The organism is Rhizobium sp. NLR22b (assembly GCF_019685295.1).
Taxonomy (GTDB): Bacteria; Pseudomonadota; Alphaproteobacteria; order Rhizobiales; family Rhizobiaceae; genus Rhizobium.
The window spans coordinates 1-16,010 of record NZ_JABDWM010000020.1 but is presented as its reverse complement, the minus strand read 5'-3'; the positions used below and the strand labels follow the sequence as shown (position 1 = coordinate 16,010).

General features: G+C 59.5%; 15 protein-coding genes and 1 pseudogene. 10 read left to right on the top strand and 6 right to left on the bottom strand.

Annotated elements, in window-relative coordinates:
* Nucleotide 1 precedes the first annotated feature (1 nt).
* Both trbI and HJC00_RS26745 read left to right on the top strand, forming a co-directional pair.
* Nucleotides 2-1,300, top strand: a complete 1,299-nt coding sequence (trbI, locus tag HJC00_RS26750) for an IncP-type conjugal transfer protein TrbI (RefSeq protein ID WP_221127353.1) — start codon at nucleotides 2-4, stop codon at nucleotides 1,298-1,300.
* Nucleotides 1,301-1,612: 312 nt separating this feature from the next.
* Complete coding sequence (locus HJC00_RS26745) at nucleotides 1,613-2,317, top strand: autoinducer binding domain-containing protein (protein ID WP_127431476.1); 705 nt, start codon at nucleotides 1,613-1,615, stop codon at nucleotides 2,315-2,317.
* Between the two features lie 3 nt (nucleotides 2,318-2,320).
* Here the strand turns inward: HJC00_RS26745 and HJC00_RS26740 are convergent, their stop codons facing one another.
* Nucleotides 2,321-2,644 carry a transcriptional repressor TraM gene (locus HJC00_RS26740; protein ID WP_210633218.1) on the bottom strand — a complete coding sequence of 108 codons (324 nt, stop codon included), beginning with the start codon at nucleotides 2,642-2,644 and terminating at the stop codon, nucleotides 2,321-2,323.
* Nucleotides 2,645-2,867: 223 nt separating this feature from the next.
* Between HJC00_RS26740 and HJC00_RS26735 the strand changes: the two genes are divergently transcribed.
* The 3 genes from HJC00_RS26735 to HJC00_RS26725 all read left to right on the top strand — a co-directional run bounded on the left by HJC00_RS26735 (nucleotide 2,868) and on the right by HJC00_RS26725 (nucleotide 4,937).
* The gene (locus HJC00_RS26735; RefSeq protein ID WP_087002841.1) at nucleotides 2,868-3,110 is read left to right on the top strand and encodes a helix-turn-helix domain-containing protein; all 243 of its coding nucleotides are present in this window, start codon (nucleotides 2,868-2,870) and stop codon (nucleotides 3,108-3,110) included.
* 347 nt (nucleotides 3,111-3,457) lie between these two features.
* On the top strand, nucleotides 3,458-4,075 hold the full coding sequence (locus HJC00_RS26730) for a type IV toxin-antitoxin system AbiEi family antitoxin domain-containing protein (RefSeq protein WP_221164848.1): 618 nt from the start codon (nucleotides 3,458-3,460) through the stop codon (nucleotides 4,073-4,075).
* Entirely contained in the window at nucleotides 4,068-4,937 is an 870-nt protein-coding gene (locus tag HJC00_RS26725) for a nucleotidyl transferase AbiEii/AbiGii toxin family protein (protein WP_221164847.1), read from the top strand. Before HJC00_RS26730 ends, HJC00_RS26725 begins: the two co-directional genes overlap by 8 nt.
* A 226-nt stretch (nucleotides 4,938-5,163) precedes the next feature.
* On the opposite strand, the gene HJC00_RS26720 is transcribed toward HJC00_RS26725, so the two are convergent.
* The 4 genes from HJC00_RS26720 to traA are packed head-to-tail and all read right to left on the bottom strand — an operon-like array spanning nucleotide 5,164 to nucleotide 10,825.
* On the bottom strand, nucleotides 5,164-5,769 hold the full coding sequence (locus tag HJC00_RS26720; RefSeq protein WP_168257337.1) for a TraH family protein: 606 nt from the start codon (nucleotides 5,767-5,769) through the stop codon (nucleotides 5,164-5,166).
* Between the two features lie 16 nt (nucleotides 5,770-5,785).
* On the bottom strand, nucleotides 5,786-6,949 hold the full coding sequence (locus HJC00_RS26715) for a conjugal transfer protein TraB (protein ID WP_221164846.1): 1,164 nt from the start codon (nucleotides 6,947-6,949) through the stop codon (nucleotides 5,786-5,788).
* Complete coding sequence (gene traF, locus HJC00_RS26710) at nucleotides 6,939-7,502, bottom strand: conjugative transfer signal peptidase TraF (RefSeq protein WP_221164845.1); 564 nt, start codon at nucleotides 7,500-7,502, stop codon at nucleotides 6,939-6,941. Before traF ends, HJC00_RS26715 begins: the two co-directional genes overlap by 11 nt.
* The gene (gene traA / locus HJC00_RS26705; protein ID WP_221164844.1) at nucleotides 7,499-10,825 is read right to left on the bottom strand and encodes a Ti-type conjugative transfer relaxase TraA; all 3,327 of its coding nucleotides are present in this window, start codon (nucleotides 10,823-10,825) and stop codon (nucleotides 7,499-7,501) included. Before traA ends, traF begins: the two co-directional genes overlap by 4 nt.
* A 254-nt stretch (nucleotides 10,826-11,079) precedes the next feature.
* Here traA and traC point away from each other — a divergent pair, with 254 nt between their 5' ends.
* The 4 genes from traC to HJC00_RS26685 all read left to right on the top strand — a co-directional run bounded on the left by traC (nucleotide 11,080) and on the right by HJC00_RS26685 (nucleotide 14,403).
* A complete protein-coding gene (gene traC / locus HJC00_RS26700) occupies nucleotides 11,080-11,376 on the top strand; it encodes a conjugal transfer protein TraC (RefSeq protein ID WP_221164843.1) in 297 nt (98 codons plus the stop codon).
* 4 nt (nucleotides 11,377-11,380) lie between these two features.
* Nucleotides 11,381-11,596: a type IV conjugative transfer system coupling protein TraD gene (traD, locus tag HJC00_RS26695; RefSeq protein WP_163881672.1), complete on the top strand. Its 216-nt coding sequence runs from the start codon at nucleotides 11,381-11,383 to the stop codon at nucleotides 11,594-11,596.
* Nucleotides 11,583-13,514 (top strand): Ti-type conjugative transfer system protein TraG, encoded by a 1,932-nt coding sequence (gene traG / locus HJC00_RS26690; RefSeq protein WP_221164842.1) that lies wholly within the window; start codon nucleotides 11,583-11,585, stop codon nucleotides 13,512-13,514. The genes traD and traG overlap by 14 nt, the downstream gene beginning before the upstream one ends.
* A gap of 439 nt (nucleotides 13,515-13,953) precedes the next feature.
* The gene (locus HJC00_RS26685; protein WP_221164841.1) at nucleotides 13,954-14,403 is read left to right on the top strand and encodes a thermonuclease family protein; all 450 of its coding nucleotides are present in this window, start codon (nucleotides 13,954-13,956) and stop codon (nucleotides 14,401-14,403) included.
* A gap of 228 nt (nucleotides 14,404-14,631) precedes the next feature.
* On the opposite strand, the gene HJC00_RS26680 is transcribed toward HJC00_RS26685, so the two are convergent.
* A complete protein-coding gene (locus tag HJC00_RS26680; protein WP_221164840.1) occupies nucleotides 14,632-14,949 on the bottom strand; it encodes a hypothetical protein in 318 nt (105 codons plus the stop codon).
* Nucleotides 14,950-15,126: 177 nt separating this feature from the next.
* Between HJC00_RS26680 and HJC00_RS26675 the strand changes: the two are divergent.
* Nucleotides 15,127-15,834 (top strand): annotated as a pseudogene (locus tag HJC00_RS26675) (IS110 family transposase); the annotation flags it as partial.
* Nucleotides 15,835-16,010: the final 176 nt, after the last annotated feature.

Genomic DNA, 16,010 nt, shown 5'->3' with positions numbered 1-16,010 from the left:
TATGGTCCAGTCGCTCCAACTTGGCGCGTCAGCCCAGGCCGACGATCAGAATGGCATGCGCCGGCTCAACCGCCTGCCGATCATCGTCGCCATCATCGTCATCGTGCTGTTCGTCGGCGTGGTCGTGATTGGTCTGTCACTGCGCGGGCTTTCCTTCAATCATGGCGACATCGAGGGTGCTTCCAACAGCCCTGCGACCAGTTTCGGCGATCAGCTTAAGCGGGGTGTCACCGACGGCATTATCGGTGACCCAGAAAAGCAGGAGGTGTTTCAACCGACGCCAGTCGTCGCGGAGAAAAAGGAAAAGCAGGAACCGGTCTTCGAGCGCCAACCAACAGATCGACAAGATCGCCGACAAAGGCTCGAATCCGAAGAGGAGTGGAAGGCACGCCTGAAGCGAGAGCAGGATGAACAATATATGCGCGAAGCCCGGCGGCAACGGATGGCGCGTCTCCAGGCCCGTTCCACGGCGCTCGATTCGCCGCTAAAGGTAGACATCTCCGATGTTCAGAAGGCTGCAATCTCCACCAATGACACCGTCCGCCAGCCGACAAATGCCGTGACGAGCAGCGCCTCAGACCTTTATGGCGCGGCCATGAAATCAGGCTTGATGGAGCAGAACGTCGATCAGAACGGGCAGACGTCGAAGGAGGACTTCTTTAATCAGGACATCAAGGATCTCGGCTACCTGCCGAACCAGGTCGTGCCGCAGATGTCACCCAACGAATTGAAGCGCGGTTCAGTCATCCCGGCGACATTGATCACCGGCCTCAATTCCGACCTGCCGGGGCGCATTACCGCTCAGGTCAGCCAAAATGTCTACGACAGCGCAACCGGTTATCGCCTTCTCATCCCGCAAGGCGCAAAGCTCTTCGGTCGCTACGATTCCAAGGTGTCTTTCGGCCAGGAACGGGTACTCGTCGTCTGGACGGACCTCATTTTTCCGAACGGGTCTACCCTGCAGATCGGTGGTATGGCGGGCACTGACGCAGAAGGTTATGGCGGCTTCCAAAACAAGGTCGACCGACATCTCTGGAGAACATTCGGTTCTGCAGCCCTGGTGGCAATCATCGGGGCGGGTACCGATATGTCGATGCCTGAGAGTTCGACGCTCGCGACGCAGGACACGGCTTCGGATGCAGCGAGACGGAATTTTGCCGCGTCATTTGGCCGCGTAGCAGAAGAGACGATCTCGAAGAATCTGAACGTTCAGCCGACGATTCGCATCCGGCCGGGCTACAAGTTCAATGTGTTGGTCGATCAGGATGTTATTTTTCATTCTGTCTATAGCGGCCGCTAAACAGCTAACGGACGCTCAGATTTTCGCTTGTCGCTGAACGTCGCAAGTACATTCCGCGCGGGGGCGCAGGTGTGACTAAAAATCTCTATAAAAAATCATCGTCTTTAGATCAGAAAGAGTTGAATACCCGGCAGAGGTCAATAGACCTAAGCGATGCAACGAACGTGGATCTGCTTCGCGTAGAAGCAACTGCTGTATCGTCCAATGTCCCATGTGGTTCCGGCTAGCCGAACGGTGGCAACCGGTACCTCGCGGCGTCAGAACGGCGCGACGAGTGGGAGGCTTGCACTGTCGAAAAAAGGAGAAAAGTTAGTGGACGGTGACCTTCGCTCTCTCATCGATATGACAGAAGCCGCGCATGATGAACGTATGATCAAAAGTGCTTTGAAAACATTTGCGCACGCGTGCGGCTTCGACCGTTTTGCTTATCTGCAGACTGAGGGGTTGGAAATCCGCACATTCAACTCCTATCCGGAGGAATGGCAGGGTGTTTATCTCGAAGGCCATTACTCCCGCATCGACCCGGTCGTTACTGAAGCCAAGCGTCGCATGGAAATGTTTTCCTGGACGGCCGACGATTGGCCCGCTCGTGGAACCTCCGAACTCAGGCGTTTTCGGGACCAGGCGATCGAGTACGGAATTCGGAGTGGGGTGACGATCCCCGTCGAAGGAAGTTTCGGGTCGACGATGATGCTGACGTTTGCATCTTCGGCGCCGACGGCTGACGTTTCAAAACTGCGGGATGCGCAACAAGCGATCCGAGCGGTGCTGGTGATCCATTACTGCCTGAAGATTATCGCTGCGACGACCATTGTCGCTCCGAGACGGTTGCTTTCACCAAGAGAAGCAATGTGCCTCATGTGGGCGGCAAAGGGTAAAAGCGCTCCGGAAACCGCAATGCTAACGGGGATCAACCCGAGGACAGTGCAGCACTACCTTGATAAAGCGCGCGAAAAACTTGAGGCTGCGACCGTCCCACAGCTCGTCGCAATTGCTAAAGATCACGGGTTGGTTTGACCGTCATTCATGTTTATCGAGTGGAACATCGGGGACGTAGCCTAACGCATCGATGATTTCCGAAAGTTCTTCTTGCTGGACTTCAGATTTCTTTTGGCGCGCGACATACTCCTCCTGCAGGCTCTTGAGCACGGCGGCGGAAATTGATGGGTCTGCGGTCGCGCGAGCCCATTCCTCATAGACAGCTTCGTCGGCGGCGATCAGGAGGCGGTGTTCGAGAATTGCCGAGACAGCCAACGCCTCAAGCTTCGACTGTTGCATCGAGCTGAAGCGCGATTCTCTTTCCTTTTCTCGACCATTTGCATCGGATGAGCTCGCTTTGTTCACCCGCTTCTCCCAAACTTTCATTCTCTCTCCAAGCGGCCCCGAAGGTTCGCCTACATCAAATGGGACACCGTTACATCCGAAATCTCTGAGTTGCAGACAATGTGCTGATGCTTATATCGACAACTAAACCCATTACCCGCCCGCATTGGCGGGATTTACGGGAAGGAGCTTTACATACTTTAGTTGATAAACTCCGAGTGTGTAAACGGCGATCTTTCGGCGCATGGACATGCGCAAACTGGTCGGCTCGAATTTTGCCCGCCTGCGTCGGGAGAAAGGCCTGACACAGGAAGAGGTCGAGGCGCGTTCTGGTTTCAGCCAGCAATATCTTAGTAGCCTGGAGCGAGGTCGTCGCAACCCAACTGTGATTACGATTTATGAACTGGCTCAAGCCTTAGACGTCAGCCACGTCGAATTAGTGCGACCGATTGGTGAGACCCAAGTGAGTACGCAAACAGGCGCATAATCTGGGATCTCAGCAGCTTCAATCCGGCCCGCGACAACGAGAAATCGTCGAAGCAAGCCAAATGGAATTGAGATTTGTGCTCCTCTCGAGTCCGAACAATCGCTGCGATGAAATTGCAAGGCGCTGCCGCAGACGAGATCGTCGAGGGTTATCCGGCTCTCCCTGCGCGCATGGTGGACCTCGCCGCAAGCTACATCTTTACTCCAGGCGACCACTAGAATTGTCAACTTTGTCCATCGAGGCAATTAGTCGTGGTGAAGAATTCATAATGCGAGGGCTTTCTCGGCCCCAGGGATTGTGATACAAATCCTAGGATAATAGATCCTATTCTCCGAGCTTTTATATCAATGCCCAGTTCAGTCACGCAACGCCAAATCGCTCGGACCGTGCTAACCGAGCGCGGAATAGCACGTTTCGTCGAACTGCGGAACGCAGGAGTCACGGCTGCCACCATGAGCCGAATGGAACGAGATGGTGAAGTGCTGCGGCTTGCCCGCGGTCTCTATCAACTTCCTGATGCGCAGCTCGACGCCAGCCACAGCCTGGCGGAGGTTGCCAAACGCGCGCCCAAAGCCGTTATCTGCCTCGTTTCGGCATTGACATTTCACAGCCTGACAGATCAGCTCCCCGGACAAATCTGGCTTGCCATAGGCCGTAAGGACTGGCCGCCGAAGCTGGAAGCCCCCGCTGTGCGCATCGTGCGCTTCACAGACAGCCTTCTCAACGACAGCGTCGAAACCCATATCATTGAAGGCGTTCCTGTGAGGGTCTTTGGAATCGCCAAGACAATTGCCGATTGCTTTCGATATCGCAACAAGATCGGCCTTTCAGTAGCGATAGAAGGGCTGCAGGAGGCGCTGCGGCAACGAAGGGCTACTCCTGGCGAAATCGCCAACCAGGCCGAACGCGGTGGCGTTGACTCTGTGATCCGGCCGTATCTCGAGGCGCTGACCGCCAATGGCTAAAGAAATCAGAAACGTCGGCGCCTCGGTGCGCGCCCGCCTGTTGCAACTCGCCAAGGAAAGCGGGCAAAGCTTCGATCTCGTCCTGACGCGTTTCGCCCTTGAACGGTTATTGTTCCGGCTTAGCCAGTCGCCCCACGCCGATCGCTTCGTTCTAAAAGGGGCGATGTTGATGATGAGTTGGTTCGACAATCCGCACCGAGGCACGCGCGACCTGGATCTTTTGGGTTTCGGTGATCCGAGTCCGGACCCGATGCTTGAGACATTTCGGGAAATTCTGGCGCAAGAGGCCGACGATGGCGTTACGTTCGACGCTGATACGCTGCATGTGGATCGTATTCGCGAGGCACTGGATTATGGTGGGCTCAGGCTGCGGGTGATCGCTTCGATCAGCGGAGCCCGGATCAACCTGACCATCGACATCGGTTTTGGCGATGCGCTTGAGCCTGGGGTGGAGGTTTTGGATTATCCTTCCATGCTCGATTTTCCGATGCCGCGGCTTCGGGCCTATGCGCGAGAAACGGTCATTGCCGAGAAGTTCCAGGCAATGGTGATGCTGGGGCGAGTAAACAGCCGCATGAAGGATTTCTACGACATCTGGATCCTCAGCAGGTCTTTCGACTTCAGCGATGATCGGCTGGCGCGCGCAATAGCCGCTACCTTTGATCGCCGCGAGACACCGATCCCCATTGACCTGCCGGACGCCCTAACGGACGCCTTTGCCAAGGACCAGCAAAAGCAGCGACAATGGCGTGCTTTCATTGAAGGCGTTGCACACAATCCTGGCGATCTGATCGACGTCATCGCGGGGATTGCCACATTCCTGATGCCGCACGCGGTTGCGGCTGCGAGGCTGGACGAATGAGCGGTTTGGTCGCAACCACGCGAGTTCATGGCTCAGCGAGCAGAATTCAGATCCTGTCGGGTTTTTGTCGGGCAACTTCATAGCTGGAACCCGTCAGTACGCGGGTTTTACTGGCTCGCCGCCATTACAACTGCGGACGAGGCATCTGGAAGCGCATTAATTTCATGCTTTGGAGTCGCCTAAACTTTGGCTTGGCCGGAACATGCCTCGCCAATGCGAGGTGAACTCAACGCTGTTGTTGACCAATGCGGGAAAGATCGATCCGTATCCCCGCATGCCTAACATCCTGCATCGTCTCTGGTTGTAAGTCTTTCGGCGTCGCTTCCTCGCCATCCACTTCCTTATCGCTTTGCTGCGGCGCTTCGATGGGTATGCCAGGATCCTCCGCCTGAAACACGCCGACACCCCCGAACTCGCCGGTCTTCCATGCGTAGACCGCGTCCTCGAAGATTTGCGGGAAGACGTCTTTGCTCGTGGGGTTGCCATACCATTTTGCAACGATCCTCAATACCTTGGCGAACATCGCAGTGCCTTTCCGGAGGTTCTGGCAAGGATCGACGAGATCGGGCTTCAGATCCGCCGGTTCCTTGACTCCCACGCCAGCGGGGAACTGGGTGAGCCCTACGCGGACGACCGCTTGACCAGCATATTGGCGCACGATCGCAATCGCCTCCTCGGCCGATGCCGCTTTCGGAACGAGGATCAATCGGTCGCCTGATTTGACGGTGACGGCGAAGGGATCAGCCGAGCCCGCCGCCATCACGAACTGCTCGACGATCGTCGGCTTGAGAGAAGGGTCTGCGCATTCATTTATCAGGGCTGCGTCGATCATGGTTTCTCCTGAGCACTCAGGTGTTGAAGGCAATAACAATCGGTTTTGCGAAGAGCTTTGACCACGCTGTAGTGGCAGTTCGCTGGATAGCAACGATTGATGTCCCTTCGGTCCACCACCCGTTTCCGACAGCAACAATGAGGTCCGGATCGTGCAGCATCGACTGAAGCACCGGCCAAACAATCAGTTGCTCGTAGCAGATCAGCGGTGCCGCGCGGCTGGCGCCGATGGAGACGACCGGGTTCGCCAAGAAATCCGCCCGAGCACCACCACTCTCCCCAAACCAGGATCGCCACGGCTGCCACATCGAACCGGGAACCGGCATACGTTCGCGATAGAGGATATGGCCGCCCCTCCCGTCGACCGCGACCAGAACATTGTCGTAGCCCCCAGCATCGACCATCGCCGCACCGGCGATCACCGTCCCATCATCATCCCTGAAGGCGTTCGTCCAAAGCCGCGCCACGGTCGGAGTCCAGAAACCGAGCGCAGTTTCCGGCAGCACCACAAAACGGGCCCCATCGCTGGCCGCGCCACGCACCGTTGCGATCATGTCACGCTGGCGTTGAAGCCCGGGCTCCCGACCGAGCGAAGCCCCCATATCAAGATCGACGCCGCGCCAGCCTTCCGGTAGTTTCGGGTCGGTCCAGATTGCGGCGGACCACAGCCAAGGGCCTGCGAAGGCGATGGCGACAGCTGGCCAAATGCGGGTTACGAGACCCGCAAGGCCGGCTGTCATGAAGCCAAGTCCCCACCATCCCCATCCCGGAAACAGAACACCCGCGGCGGTGACAGGATGCGCCCAGCCCGTGATGCCGAACGGCGGAACGGCCATGACGGCTGCCGCAAGGAGGTAGCGAAACGGACGCGCGCGTCCGTTCATCGTCCAGACGAGCGTATGCACGGCAACGAAACTCATAGACGCACCCAGCCAGAGCAGGAGGCCCGGCCAGATGTCCGACGAATAGAAGGTGGCTACGCCTTGCGGCAAACCACGTGATGCGGCCAGGAAATATCCGGCGGAGACAAGTGCCGCCACTGATCTCGTTCGCGCGATCGACCACAGAAGCGGAAACCCCAGCGCGACGGGTAGAAGCAACACATGGCCGCTCCAGCCCACCACGCCGATCGCGATCGAAGCGAGTATCAGCAGCGCCGGCCGAAGGTAATCACGGCACATAGGTGAACACCTCCTGCGCCAGTCCGAGAATGCCGGAAGCGGGCAGCGGACCGAAGTATCGGGAATCGTAAGAGCCGGGGAATGCGGAATGCAGGAAGACATATCCTGGCGGTACGGCTCCGCTCATAGACGGCGCCAACGGCCGTCCCATTCCATCTCGTTGCGCCAGCCTAGAAGAGGAAACTTCCCGCCCATCCACGCTCACGCTGACGCCGATTTCGGCATGCTGTCCTGCAACGGCGATCACCGTCTTGATCAACGGTGCGACGCCGCCCGGGCAGGAACCGGAACGGAAATAGCCTCGTGCCCTCGCTTCCCGCATCGCCGCCGTTTCCGGCGGGCAGATGAACAGGAGGTCGTCGACTGCTGCCGGTCGATGAAGCGGGATAATGCGCCACAGGCCGAGTGGCTCGCTCGGTGTCAGGTTGAAGCGGTAACCGCCGGTGACGGCAGTCACCACCAGCAGGATGGCGGCCACTGCCGTCATCGACAGAACCGCAGTGGCTCGTCGTCGCTGCATGGTCATCGACCCGGTGATTGCTGCCCCGGTCATTTCAGCGAGAGCCCCTGGCTCTTCGTTTGCAGCAGCGCCTCGGCCTGCTTGAGCGCTTCGGTCGTTCGTTCATGAGAGCCAAGCTGCTGGACTGTCCGCATAAAATTCCAAGCGGACTGGACCTCCGCCTTCTGGCCGGCCGTCATGCCTGCTGTTACGGTCTCGAAAGTCTTGCCGCTTGTGTCTTTCGCAGCCAAAGGCAGGAAGGTCCGTTCGCCGAAGCGCTCGGACACAGCCTTGGCGAAACCTTCGAGTTCTGCTTTCACCATTTTGTCTGCGAGCGCGTATTCGAGACCAGCCGGGAGATCGTTGCGATCGATCGCATCACGAACGCGTTCGAGCGTTTGCTTGGCAGATGGTGAGAGCGTCGGGATGTCGACCGAAACCTTGAGCCGGACCGTGCGCTCTTCCGTCTCATGTTTGAGCTCTGCCTCCGCCCGCTCACGAAGGTAACGTTCAAGATTTCGGGCGAGCGCCGGCACGTTGGCGATGGCTTTTTCCCGGTCCTGCCTGTCGGCACGGCTGGCGAGAACACCGGTCTTGCCCTTCAGCGCACCGAAGCTTTCGGGGGCGCCGGCGACCTTCGCGAGGGTGGACTGCGCGACCGACTGGTCCTTGACAATGGCGTCGACATTGATCGCCTTGAAGGCGGCTTCCGGCTGCGCGTAGACGAGATGGAAGCGGGTCGAGACGTCCTCCCGTTGCGTCTTGAGCCCGGGATCGGCGGCGAGCTTGTCTTCGACGGCCTGGTCGAGCGATTTGGGGAAGGTGGTGATGCCTGATACCATGGGCTTGGCCTCCTTGATTGTGTCCGGGATGGAGTGTTTGTTGCTGCCGCGGACCAGTCCGAGTGCCGCACCGATGGCGGCTAGACGGGCGCCGAGATCGGCGAGTTTCTGTTTTTGCCGAACGGACCATTGGAGGCGATCGTGTGCGATCGTGCGGGCGACGTTGACAAGATGAAGGCCCCGCGCATCCGCGAAGCGCAGCGCCTGGCGATAGAACGACGCCTTCTCGTAATCGAGGGTCGTCTCCTTGGCGTTTCGGCGCGACAGGATCGGGATGAGCCCGCCGGATTTCGCAAAGGAACGACTGCCGTAGTAGATCGCGAGATCCTCACGATGGCGCGTCATGGCCACATAGGTGAGATGCCGGTCCAACGAGAGGGAAGCAAGCACCTTCACCCGGTCGACCGTCGCGCCCTGGCTCTTGTGGATCGTCGTCGCATAGCCGTGATCGAGGTTGTTATAGAAACGCTGCTCGACCGTGACATGGCGACGATGGTCCCCTTCGCCGATCTCAGCAACAATCCGTCCGGGTGCAGCCTCAAGCACCTTTGCGAGCATGCCGTTCTTGACGCCAAGGCTGCCCTCGTTCTTGAGGAACACGATCCGGTCGCCGGCCGCGAACATGCGGGTTCCGTCCTCGGTCTTGAACGGTAATCCTTCTGCGACGACGCCGCGTTCGACCAGCTTGGCGCGCGCCATATCGTTGAGCATTCGGACGTCGCGGCGGAGGTGTGCGAGGATCAGGCTGGTCTTCGAAGGGTCGTAGTCGCGGTCCCACGCTGCGATCAGGCTCTCGACCGCGTCGTCCTTCAGTCTCAAACCGATCATTCGACCATGCGCCGTGTAGGCATCTACAGCCTTGCGGACATTGCCACGAGCGAGATCGAGCGAGGCATAGCGCATCCATTGTTCCTGTTGGCGATAGATCGTTTCGAGTTCGGCATAGCCGATGCGATCGGCAATGGCGCGGAACGCAGCACCTGCCTCGATCGGTTGAAGCTGTTCCGGATCGCCGACAAGGACGAGTTTGGCGCCGGCCTTGGTGACTGCTTCGACCAACAGCGCCATCTGCCGTGACGACACCATGCCGGCCTCGTCCAGCACGAACACCGTCTTGTGGTCGAGCTGGTTGCGACCCTGGTTCCAGCGAAGCTCCCACGACGACAGTGTTCGGGAGCCGATGCCCGCTTCCTTCTCCAATCCCTCGGCCGCTTTGCCCGCCAAGGCGCCGCCGACGACACGATAGCCTGCCGCTTCCCATGCCTCGCGCGCGGCCTTCATCATCGTGGTCTTGCCGGCGCCGGCGCGGCCGATGACAGCGGCAATCCGCGCGGCCCCGGCTACATGCTCGATTGCCGTTCGTTGCTCATCCGACAGACCGGAATGGCGCGCAAAGGTCGCCTGTAGCACCGCCTCACGGACGCCATGGGTGGCGCGAGCCGAGAGCCAGATCGCGCGATTGGCCATCTCGGCTTCAAGCCGGATCATCTCACGCGTGGTGTACTTCGCGGGTGTCCGAATTCCGGTCGCAAAGTTGATCCGCTCGCGTTCAAGCCGGAGCGCTTCCGGACTTTGCAGAATGCGGACCATCAGGCCTTGGAACAGCGCTGCATCGTCGATATAGCGATACAAAACCTTCGCGACGTCGCGTTCGTCGAAGACGCTCTTCTCCCGCATGATCAGGTCGAGCACGATCTCCGGACGGCGCTGAATGCGGCGGGCGTTCTCGCTGCGGCGCTCCTCCTGAAGCTCGATGCGTTCGAGTTTGGGAGTCGAGGTCTCCGACTTGTGGTCGGACTGCTCGGCCTTGCGATCGATGGCTTTGGCGCCGACGCCGAGATGAATGGTTGGCTCGAGGTCGATACCCTGCTTTTCGAAGGAACGGCCATCGAGGCGGATATCGAGGCCGGCAAGCGCCAGATGTTTGTTCTGGCAGGCAAACCAGCCGTCGCGAAGCGCATTGAAATCCTCAGTGCTACCGGCCCATAGCTGATAGACGATTTTGCCGGCGTCATTGCGGATCGGCTTGCCATCCGGGCCGAGCACCGCGACCTTCTTCGAACCGAAACCGTCTTCGGTCAGCGGGCGCAATGTGGTCATGAGGTGGACGTGAGGATTGCCGGGGACGTCGTGATAGACCCAGTCCGCGACCATGCCCTGTGCGGTGATGTGCCGCTCCACAAAGTCGCGCATGAGCGCGATGTTCTGCTCGGCCGACAATTCGAGCGGCAGGGCGATGGTGACGTCCTTTGCGAGCTGCGCGTCGGATCGTCTTTCGAACGTCTCAACCTTGTTCCAGAAGGCCTCGGATGCGCCAGCGACCGATCGATCGGCAATCATGCTGCGCACCCATTCCGGCGCGTCGGCAGGCATCACGAACTCCTCATGCAGGAGGCCCTGCTTTCGCGTGTAGTCGATCGTACGGGCTTCCCGCTCAAACTCCATCTTGGCGCAGTGCCGGTAGGCCGCCGATAGGACGGCGCTGCGGCCGGAGCCACGGGCGACGACGCTGACGGAGAAGTGAGGGACGGCCACGGCGGAGTTCTCTCCCGGTTGCGAACGAAATCAAAGAGTTCGTCGGGAGCGGCGCCCCCACCAGGCTCTCTCAGCAACACGTCGCGCCAGCGACGTATAATTGCGCCCTTGGAAGCCGCTCCTTCGGAACGGCCGGGATCATCAAGCAAAGCATCGCCGTTGGCGATTGTAGGATTCACAGTAGTGCGTTCCGCACTCTCATCCGAAAAACTGGCTCCGAAAGACACGCTTTCTCAGCCAGGGAGACAATCGGAATGAAGAAGCCATCCGCGAAAATCCGCGACGAAATCGCCAAGCTGCAGGAACAGCTCAAGCTCGCCGAGACAAGGGAAGCGGAACGGATCGGCCGGATCGCGCTCAAGGCGGGCCTTGGCGAGATCGAAATCGACGAGGCGGAACTTCAGGCTGCGTTTGAGCAACTGACCAAACGGTTTCGCGGAGGGCAGGGCGCTACGACCGGAGGGAAGAAGGGCGCCGGCGACAGCAGCGGACAAGCGTCGACCGCGGCGGACGCGTCTGGCGCGGGCGCGGGCAGCGGTGGTGAGGCTTGAGCGCATGGCGAGGACGATGACATCCGACGCCCGCAAGAAGGACACACGTCAAAAGATCGAGCTCGGCGGCCTGATCGTCAAGGCAGGGCTGCGCTACGAGAAGCGCGCGCTGTTGCTGGGCGCGCTGATCGATATCGCCCGCCGAATCAAGGATGACGATGGCGAGCGATCCAGGCTCACGGCACTCGGCGTGGAGGCGTTCGGCAATGACGATCAATAGGATTGCGCTCGTCGTCGTGCCAGGGACGTTGATGATCCTGGTCGTCATCGGAATGACCGGGATCGAGCAGTGGCTATCCGGGTTCGGTAAGACCGAGGCCGCGCGACTTGCATGGGGGCGGGCAGGGATCGCGCTTCCCTATCTCGCAAGTGCGGCGATCGGCATCTTGTTCCTGTTCGCGACCGCCGGCTCGATCAATATCAAGCAGGCAGGTTGGGGCGTCGTTGCGGGATGCAGCGGGACGATCCTGATCGCGGCACTTGGCGAGACAACACGCCTTTCCGCTTTCATGAAGACGGTACCCGCCGACAAGACGGTCTTGGCCTTTCTCGATCCGGCAACGTCGATCGGAGCGAGTGCGGCGCTCTTATGTGCCTGCTTCGCACTCCGCGTCGCGCTCATCGGCAATGCGGCCTTCGCAAGGGCCGAGCCGAAGCGCATTCAGGGCAAGCGGGCGCTTCATGGCGAGGCAGATTGGATGAAGTTCACAGAGGCGGCAAAGTTGTTTCCCGATGCTGGTGGCATCGTCATCGGCGAGCGCTATCGGGTCGACAAAGACAATGTCGGCGCCCGAGCGTTTCGCGCCGACAGCGCTGAGACCTGGGGCGCCGGTGGCAAGTCGCCGTTGCTGTGCTTCGATGGCTCGTTCGGCTCGTCGCACGGGATCGTCTTTGCCGGTTCCGGCGGTTTCAAGACAACGTCGGTGACGATCCCAACGGCGCTCAAATGGGGCGGCACGCTGATCGTGCTCGATCCATCGAACGAGGTCGCACCGATGGTCTCCGCGCATCGCGGCGGAGCGGGAAGGGACGTGTTCGTTCTCGATCCGAGGAAGCAGGACATCGGCTTTAACGTTCTCGATTGGGTCGGCGGTTTTGGAGGAACGAAGGAAGAGGATATCGCCTCGGTCGCATCATGGATCATGAGCGACAGCGGCGGCGCGCGCGGTGTCCGTGACGACTTCTTTCGCGCCTCGGCGCTCCAGCTGCTGACGGCACTCATCGCCGATGTCTGCCTGTCCGGTCACACGGATGAAAAAGACCAGACACTTCGGCAGGTACGCATGAACCTCTCCGAGCCGGAGCCGACATTACGCAAGCGGCTGCAGGACATCTACGACAATTCGGGCTCGGATTTCGTGAAGGAAAACGTCGCAGCCTTCGTCAACATGACGCCGGAAACCTTCTCTGGCGTCTATGCCAATGCGGTCAAGGAGACGCACTGGCTTTCCTATCCGAACTATGCCGCCCTCGTGTCGGGAAGGAAATTCTCGACCAGCGATATCGCGGCGGGAAACACCGACGTCTTCATCAACATCGACCTCAAGACCTTGGAGACCCATTCCGGTCTTGCGCGGGTCATCATCGGCTCGTTTCTGAATGCCATCTACAATCGCGACGGACAGATCAAGGGGCGCGCGCTGTTTCTCCTCGATGAGGTCGCCCGCCTCGGCTACATGCGGATCATCGAGACCGCGCGCGACGCCGGTCGCAAATACGGGATTACGCTGACGATGATCTACCAGTCGATCGGCCAGATGCGCGAGACCTATGGCGGCCGCGATGCGGCCAGCAAATGGTTCGAGAGTGCCAGCTGGATTTCGTTTGCCGCGATCAACGATCCCGAGACCGCCGATTACATCTCCCGACGCTGCGGCATGACCACGGTCGAGATCGACCAGGTCAGCCGCAACTTGCAGGCAAAGGGATCGTCTCGAACGCGCTCGAAGCAGCTCGCGGCGCGACCACTCATCCAGCCTCACGAAGTCCTGCGCATGCGGGCCGACGAACAGATCGTCTTCACCGCAGGAAACGCGCCGCTCAGATGCGGACGAGCTATCTGGTTCCGGCGCGACGACATGAAGGCATGCGTCGGCACGAACAGGTTTCACATGATCGGCGATACGCCAACTGCATGATCCAAGCCGGCGCGCAGTGCAAACAAGCAAGGCTGATCCAGGAAAATGAAGAGTATCGGAGAAATCAGCATAGCGACGCCCGACGGGGCAGGATTTCGGGAATTCTCGTCGTGCGACGGGCGGGAAACAGAGCAGCCGCGGGAGCCTCAACATAGTGGCCCCAAAGGGGAGGCGGGATCGACTGCTCCCCGACCCTCGCACACCATTTTGGCGGCCACGCCGCAGCCCGAAGACAAGCTCCTCCGTAAACGCAGATGAAACCGGGTCCGACATAGGGTGAGGCGAAACGAGGAATCGGGTAGTGGCGAAATCGAATATAGTTCCGTTCAGAAAGCCGCCGAAGGCCGGACGCGCCCGCGATCGGCAGCGCGCGAGCGGAGGACTGGTAAGATCTGAGCGGATCAGACGGCGTAAACGCTCGGCGGCAGTTCTATGCACTGTGATCATTGCCGTTGGAGGTTGGCTTGCCTATGGCGGCAACGAAGCTCTCCCCGGTTTCGCCACTTTGGCCAAGACACCGACGACGGATTCATTATCGGCGGCATTTTCGATCTGCGGCGACAGCCACCGGACGAACTGCGTCGTCGATGGCGACACCTTCTGGTTCGAGGGCGAGAAAATCCGCATCGCCGACATCGATACGCCTGAACTCAGCCCGCCCCGCTGCGAGGCCGAAAGGATCAAAGGTGAAGCGGCAAAATCCCAGCTGCTGGCGCTGCTCAACGCTGGGAAGTTCTCTCTGGCGGCCGGGTTCCGTGATGAAGACAAGTACGGTCGCAAACTTCGCACCGTGTCTCGCGCAGGCAATTCGCTGGGCGACGTCTTGATCGGCGAAGGGCTCGCCCGATCATGGGATGGTGCCCGACACGGCTGGTGCCAGGGCGGGTGACAGCGAACCATCGCTTCCCCGGCACGGGAGAAGGATAGGGGTTTGGGGAAAGGGAGGAGGGAACCGTGCCCTTCCCCATGGGAGGAAGTTTGAAGGAGGGGCGTTGCCGTTCCTTCATCGGGTGAGGTTTGAGAGGGGCGGCAGAGCCCCCCTTTCATAGCCGCTCCGGCTGGAACGGCTCACGCGAAGTCAAGGACCAGAGGCGGCAAGCCGCCTCTGGTCTGGATCTCAATCAGCGGGATCGAAGAAGGGCTCTTTGTCCTCCAGGCCGATATGCCATCGTTTGTCGGACCACCGCGACGGGAGGTAGATCTCGTCGCCGCCAGAATGCGCAATGATGATCTTGCCGGCCTCGTGGAACAGACCGAAATCGACCTTGTTCTCGACTGCCCAAAGCAGCGCCGCAGACAGAAATTCGCGCGAGATATCGGCGGGAAGATGCACTTCGGCATCGAAATTTCCGCGCAAGCGTTCAAGCCAATTCGGCTGTTGATCCAGCCGCTTCTCGTCTTCGCCAACCAGATGAGTGTTTTGATGCTTTGTCATCAGAGTCTCCTTTCGTTTCTGACGAAAGATGTCCGCACCGTAGTCCGTGAGGGGTCAGGGACTGCGGAACGCGGCCGCCGTGCGGCGAGCGGAGGAGATGGGGTATTCGGCCTGCGCCCAGCCAGCGGTTAAACTGCACGCTGCAGCGCTCACCAACCTATCTCAGGAGATATGCACATGCAGTATTTTGCCGGCCTCGATATTTCCGTGAAAGAGACATCCGTTTGCATCGTGGATGCGGAGGGCAGGATCGTTCGGGAGACAAAGGTGCCCAGTCACCCCGAAGATCTTTTACGTGTTCTGTCGGAGAGCGGCCACCAGTACAGACGCATTGGTCTGGAAGCTGGTCCCTTGTCTCAATGGCTCTACAGTGCGCTCGCTGAGGCGAATCTTCCCGTTTTCTGCATCGAGGCAAGGCACACACGGGCCTTCCTGGCAGCGCAGATCAACAAGACTGATCGGAACGACGCCCGCGGGATCGCCCAGATGATGCGCGTCAACATCTTTCGCCCGGTCCATGTGAAAACGATCACAAGCCAAAAGCAGCGTGCCCTGCTCAGAGCCCGGAAGATGCTTCAGTCCAAGGCTATGGACATAGAGAATGACTTGAGGGGAATTCTCCGAAATTTTGGCCTCAAGGTCGGCATCGTAAGCACGTTGAACTTCGAGCAGAGAATACGCGAACTGATAGATGATGACGAAGAGCTGCTCGCCATTGTGGGGCCGCTGCTGGCGGCCAGGCGCGAGATCCGCTCGCAATTCAACATTCTTCATCGCCGGCTTCTGGCAATTGCGAAGAACGATGGGATTTGCCGCAGGCTTATGACGGTGCCGGGCGTGGGAGCTGTCGTCGCGCTCGCCTATCGCAGCGCCATCGATGTCCCAATTTTCTCTGTGCCGCTTGCGGCGCTGGGAAAATCGGAGGGGCCGCGATGTCCTTGACGCCGGAGTGCGACCTGAAAGTCGCATGAATCTCTGTTTCGAGAGGAGAACACGTGATGTGAACTTTACGAAACCGACCGTTCCATCGGTCGTTCCCTACCCGAACATGCGAAGTTGGC

What these genes read in the sequence shown, in the direction of transcription:
- trbI (WP_221127353.1), top strand. Translation starts at nt 2, where the DNA reads ATGGTCCAGTCGCTCCAACTTGGCGCGTCAGCCCAGGCCGACGATCAG.
- HJC00_RS26735 (WP_087002841.1), top strand. Translation starts at nt 2,868, where the DNA reads ATGGACATGCGCAAACTGGTCGGCTCGAATTTTGCCCGCCTGCGTCGG.
- HJC00_RS26730 (WP_221164848.1), top strand. Translation starts at nt 3,458, where the DNA reads ATGCCCAGTTCAGTCACGCAACGCCAAATCGCTCGGACCGTGCTAACC.
- HJC00_RS26725 (WP_221164847.1), top strand. Translation starts at nt 4,068, where the DNA reads ATGGCTAAAGAAATCAGAAACGTCGGCGCCTCGGTGCGCGCCCGCCTG.
- HJC00_RS26720 (WP_168257337.1), bottom strand. Translation starts at nt 5,769, where the DNA reads ATGATCGACGCAGCCCTGATAAATGAATGCGCAGACCCTTCTCTCAAG.
- HJC00_RS26715 (WP_221164846.1), bottom strand. Translation starts at nt 6,949, where the DNA reads ATGTGCCGTGATTACCTTCGGCCGGCGCTGCTGATACTCGCTTCGATC.
- traF (WP_221164845.1), bottom strand. Translation starts at nt 7,502, where the DNA reads ATGACCGGGGCAGCAATCACCGGGTCGATGACCATGCAGCGACGACGA.
- traC (WP_221164843.1), top strand. Translation starts at nt 11,080, where the DNA reads ATGAAGAAGCCATCCGCGAAAATCCGCGACGAAATCGCCAAGCTGCAG.
- traD (WP_163881672.1), top strand. Translation starts at nt 11,381, where the DNA reads ATGGCGAGGACGATGACATCCGACGCCCGCAAGAAGGACACACGTCAA.
- traG (WP_221164842.1), top strand. Translation starts at nt 11,583, where the DNA reads ATGACGATCAATAGGATTGCGCTCGTCGTCGTGCCAGGGACGTTGATG.
- HJC00_RS26680 (WP_221164840.1), bottom strand. Translation starts at nt 14,949, where the DNA reads ATGACAAAGCATCAAAACACTCATCTGGTTGGCGAAGACGAGAAGCGG.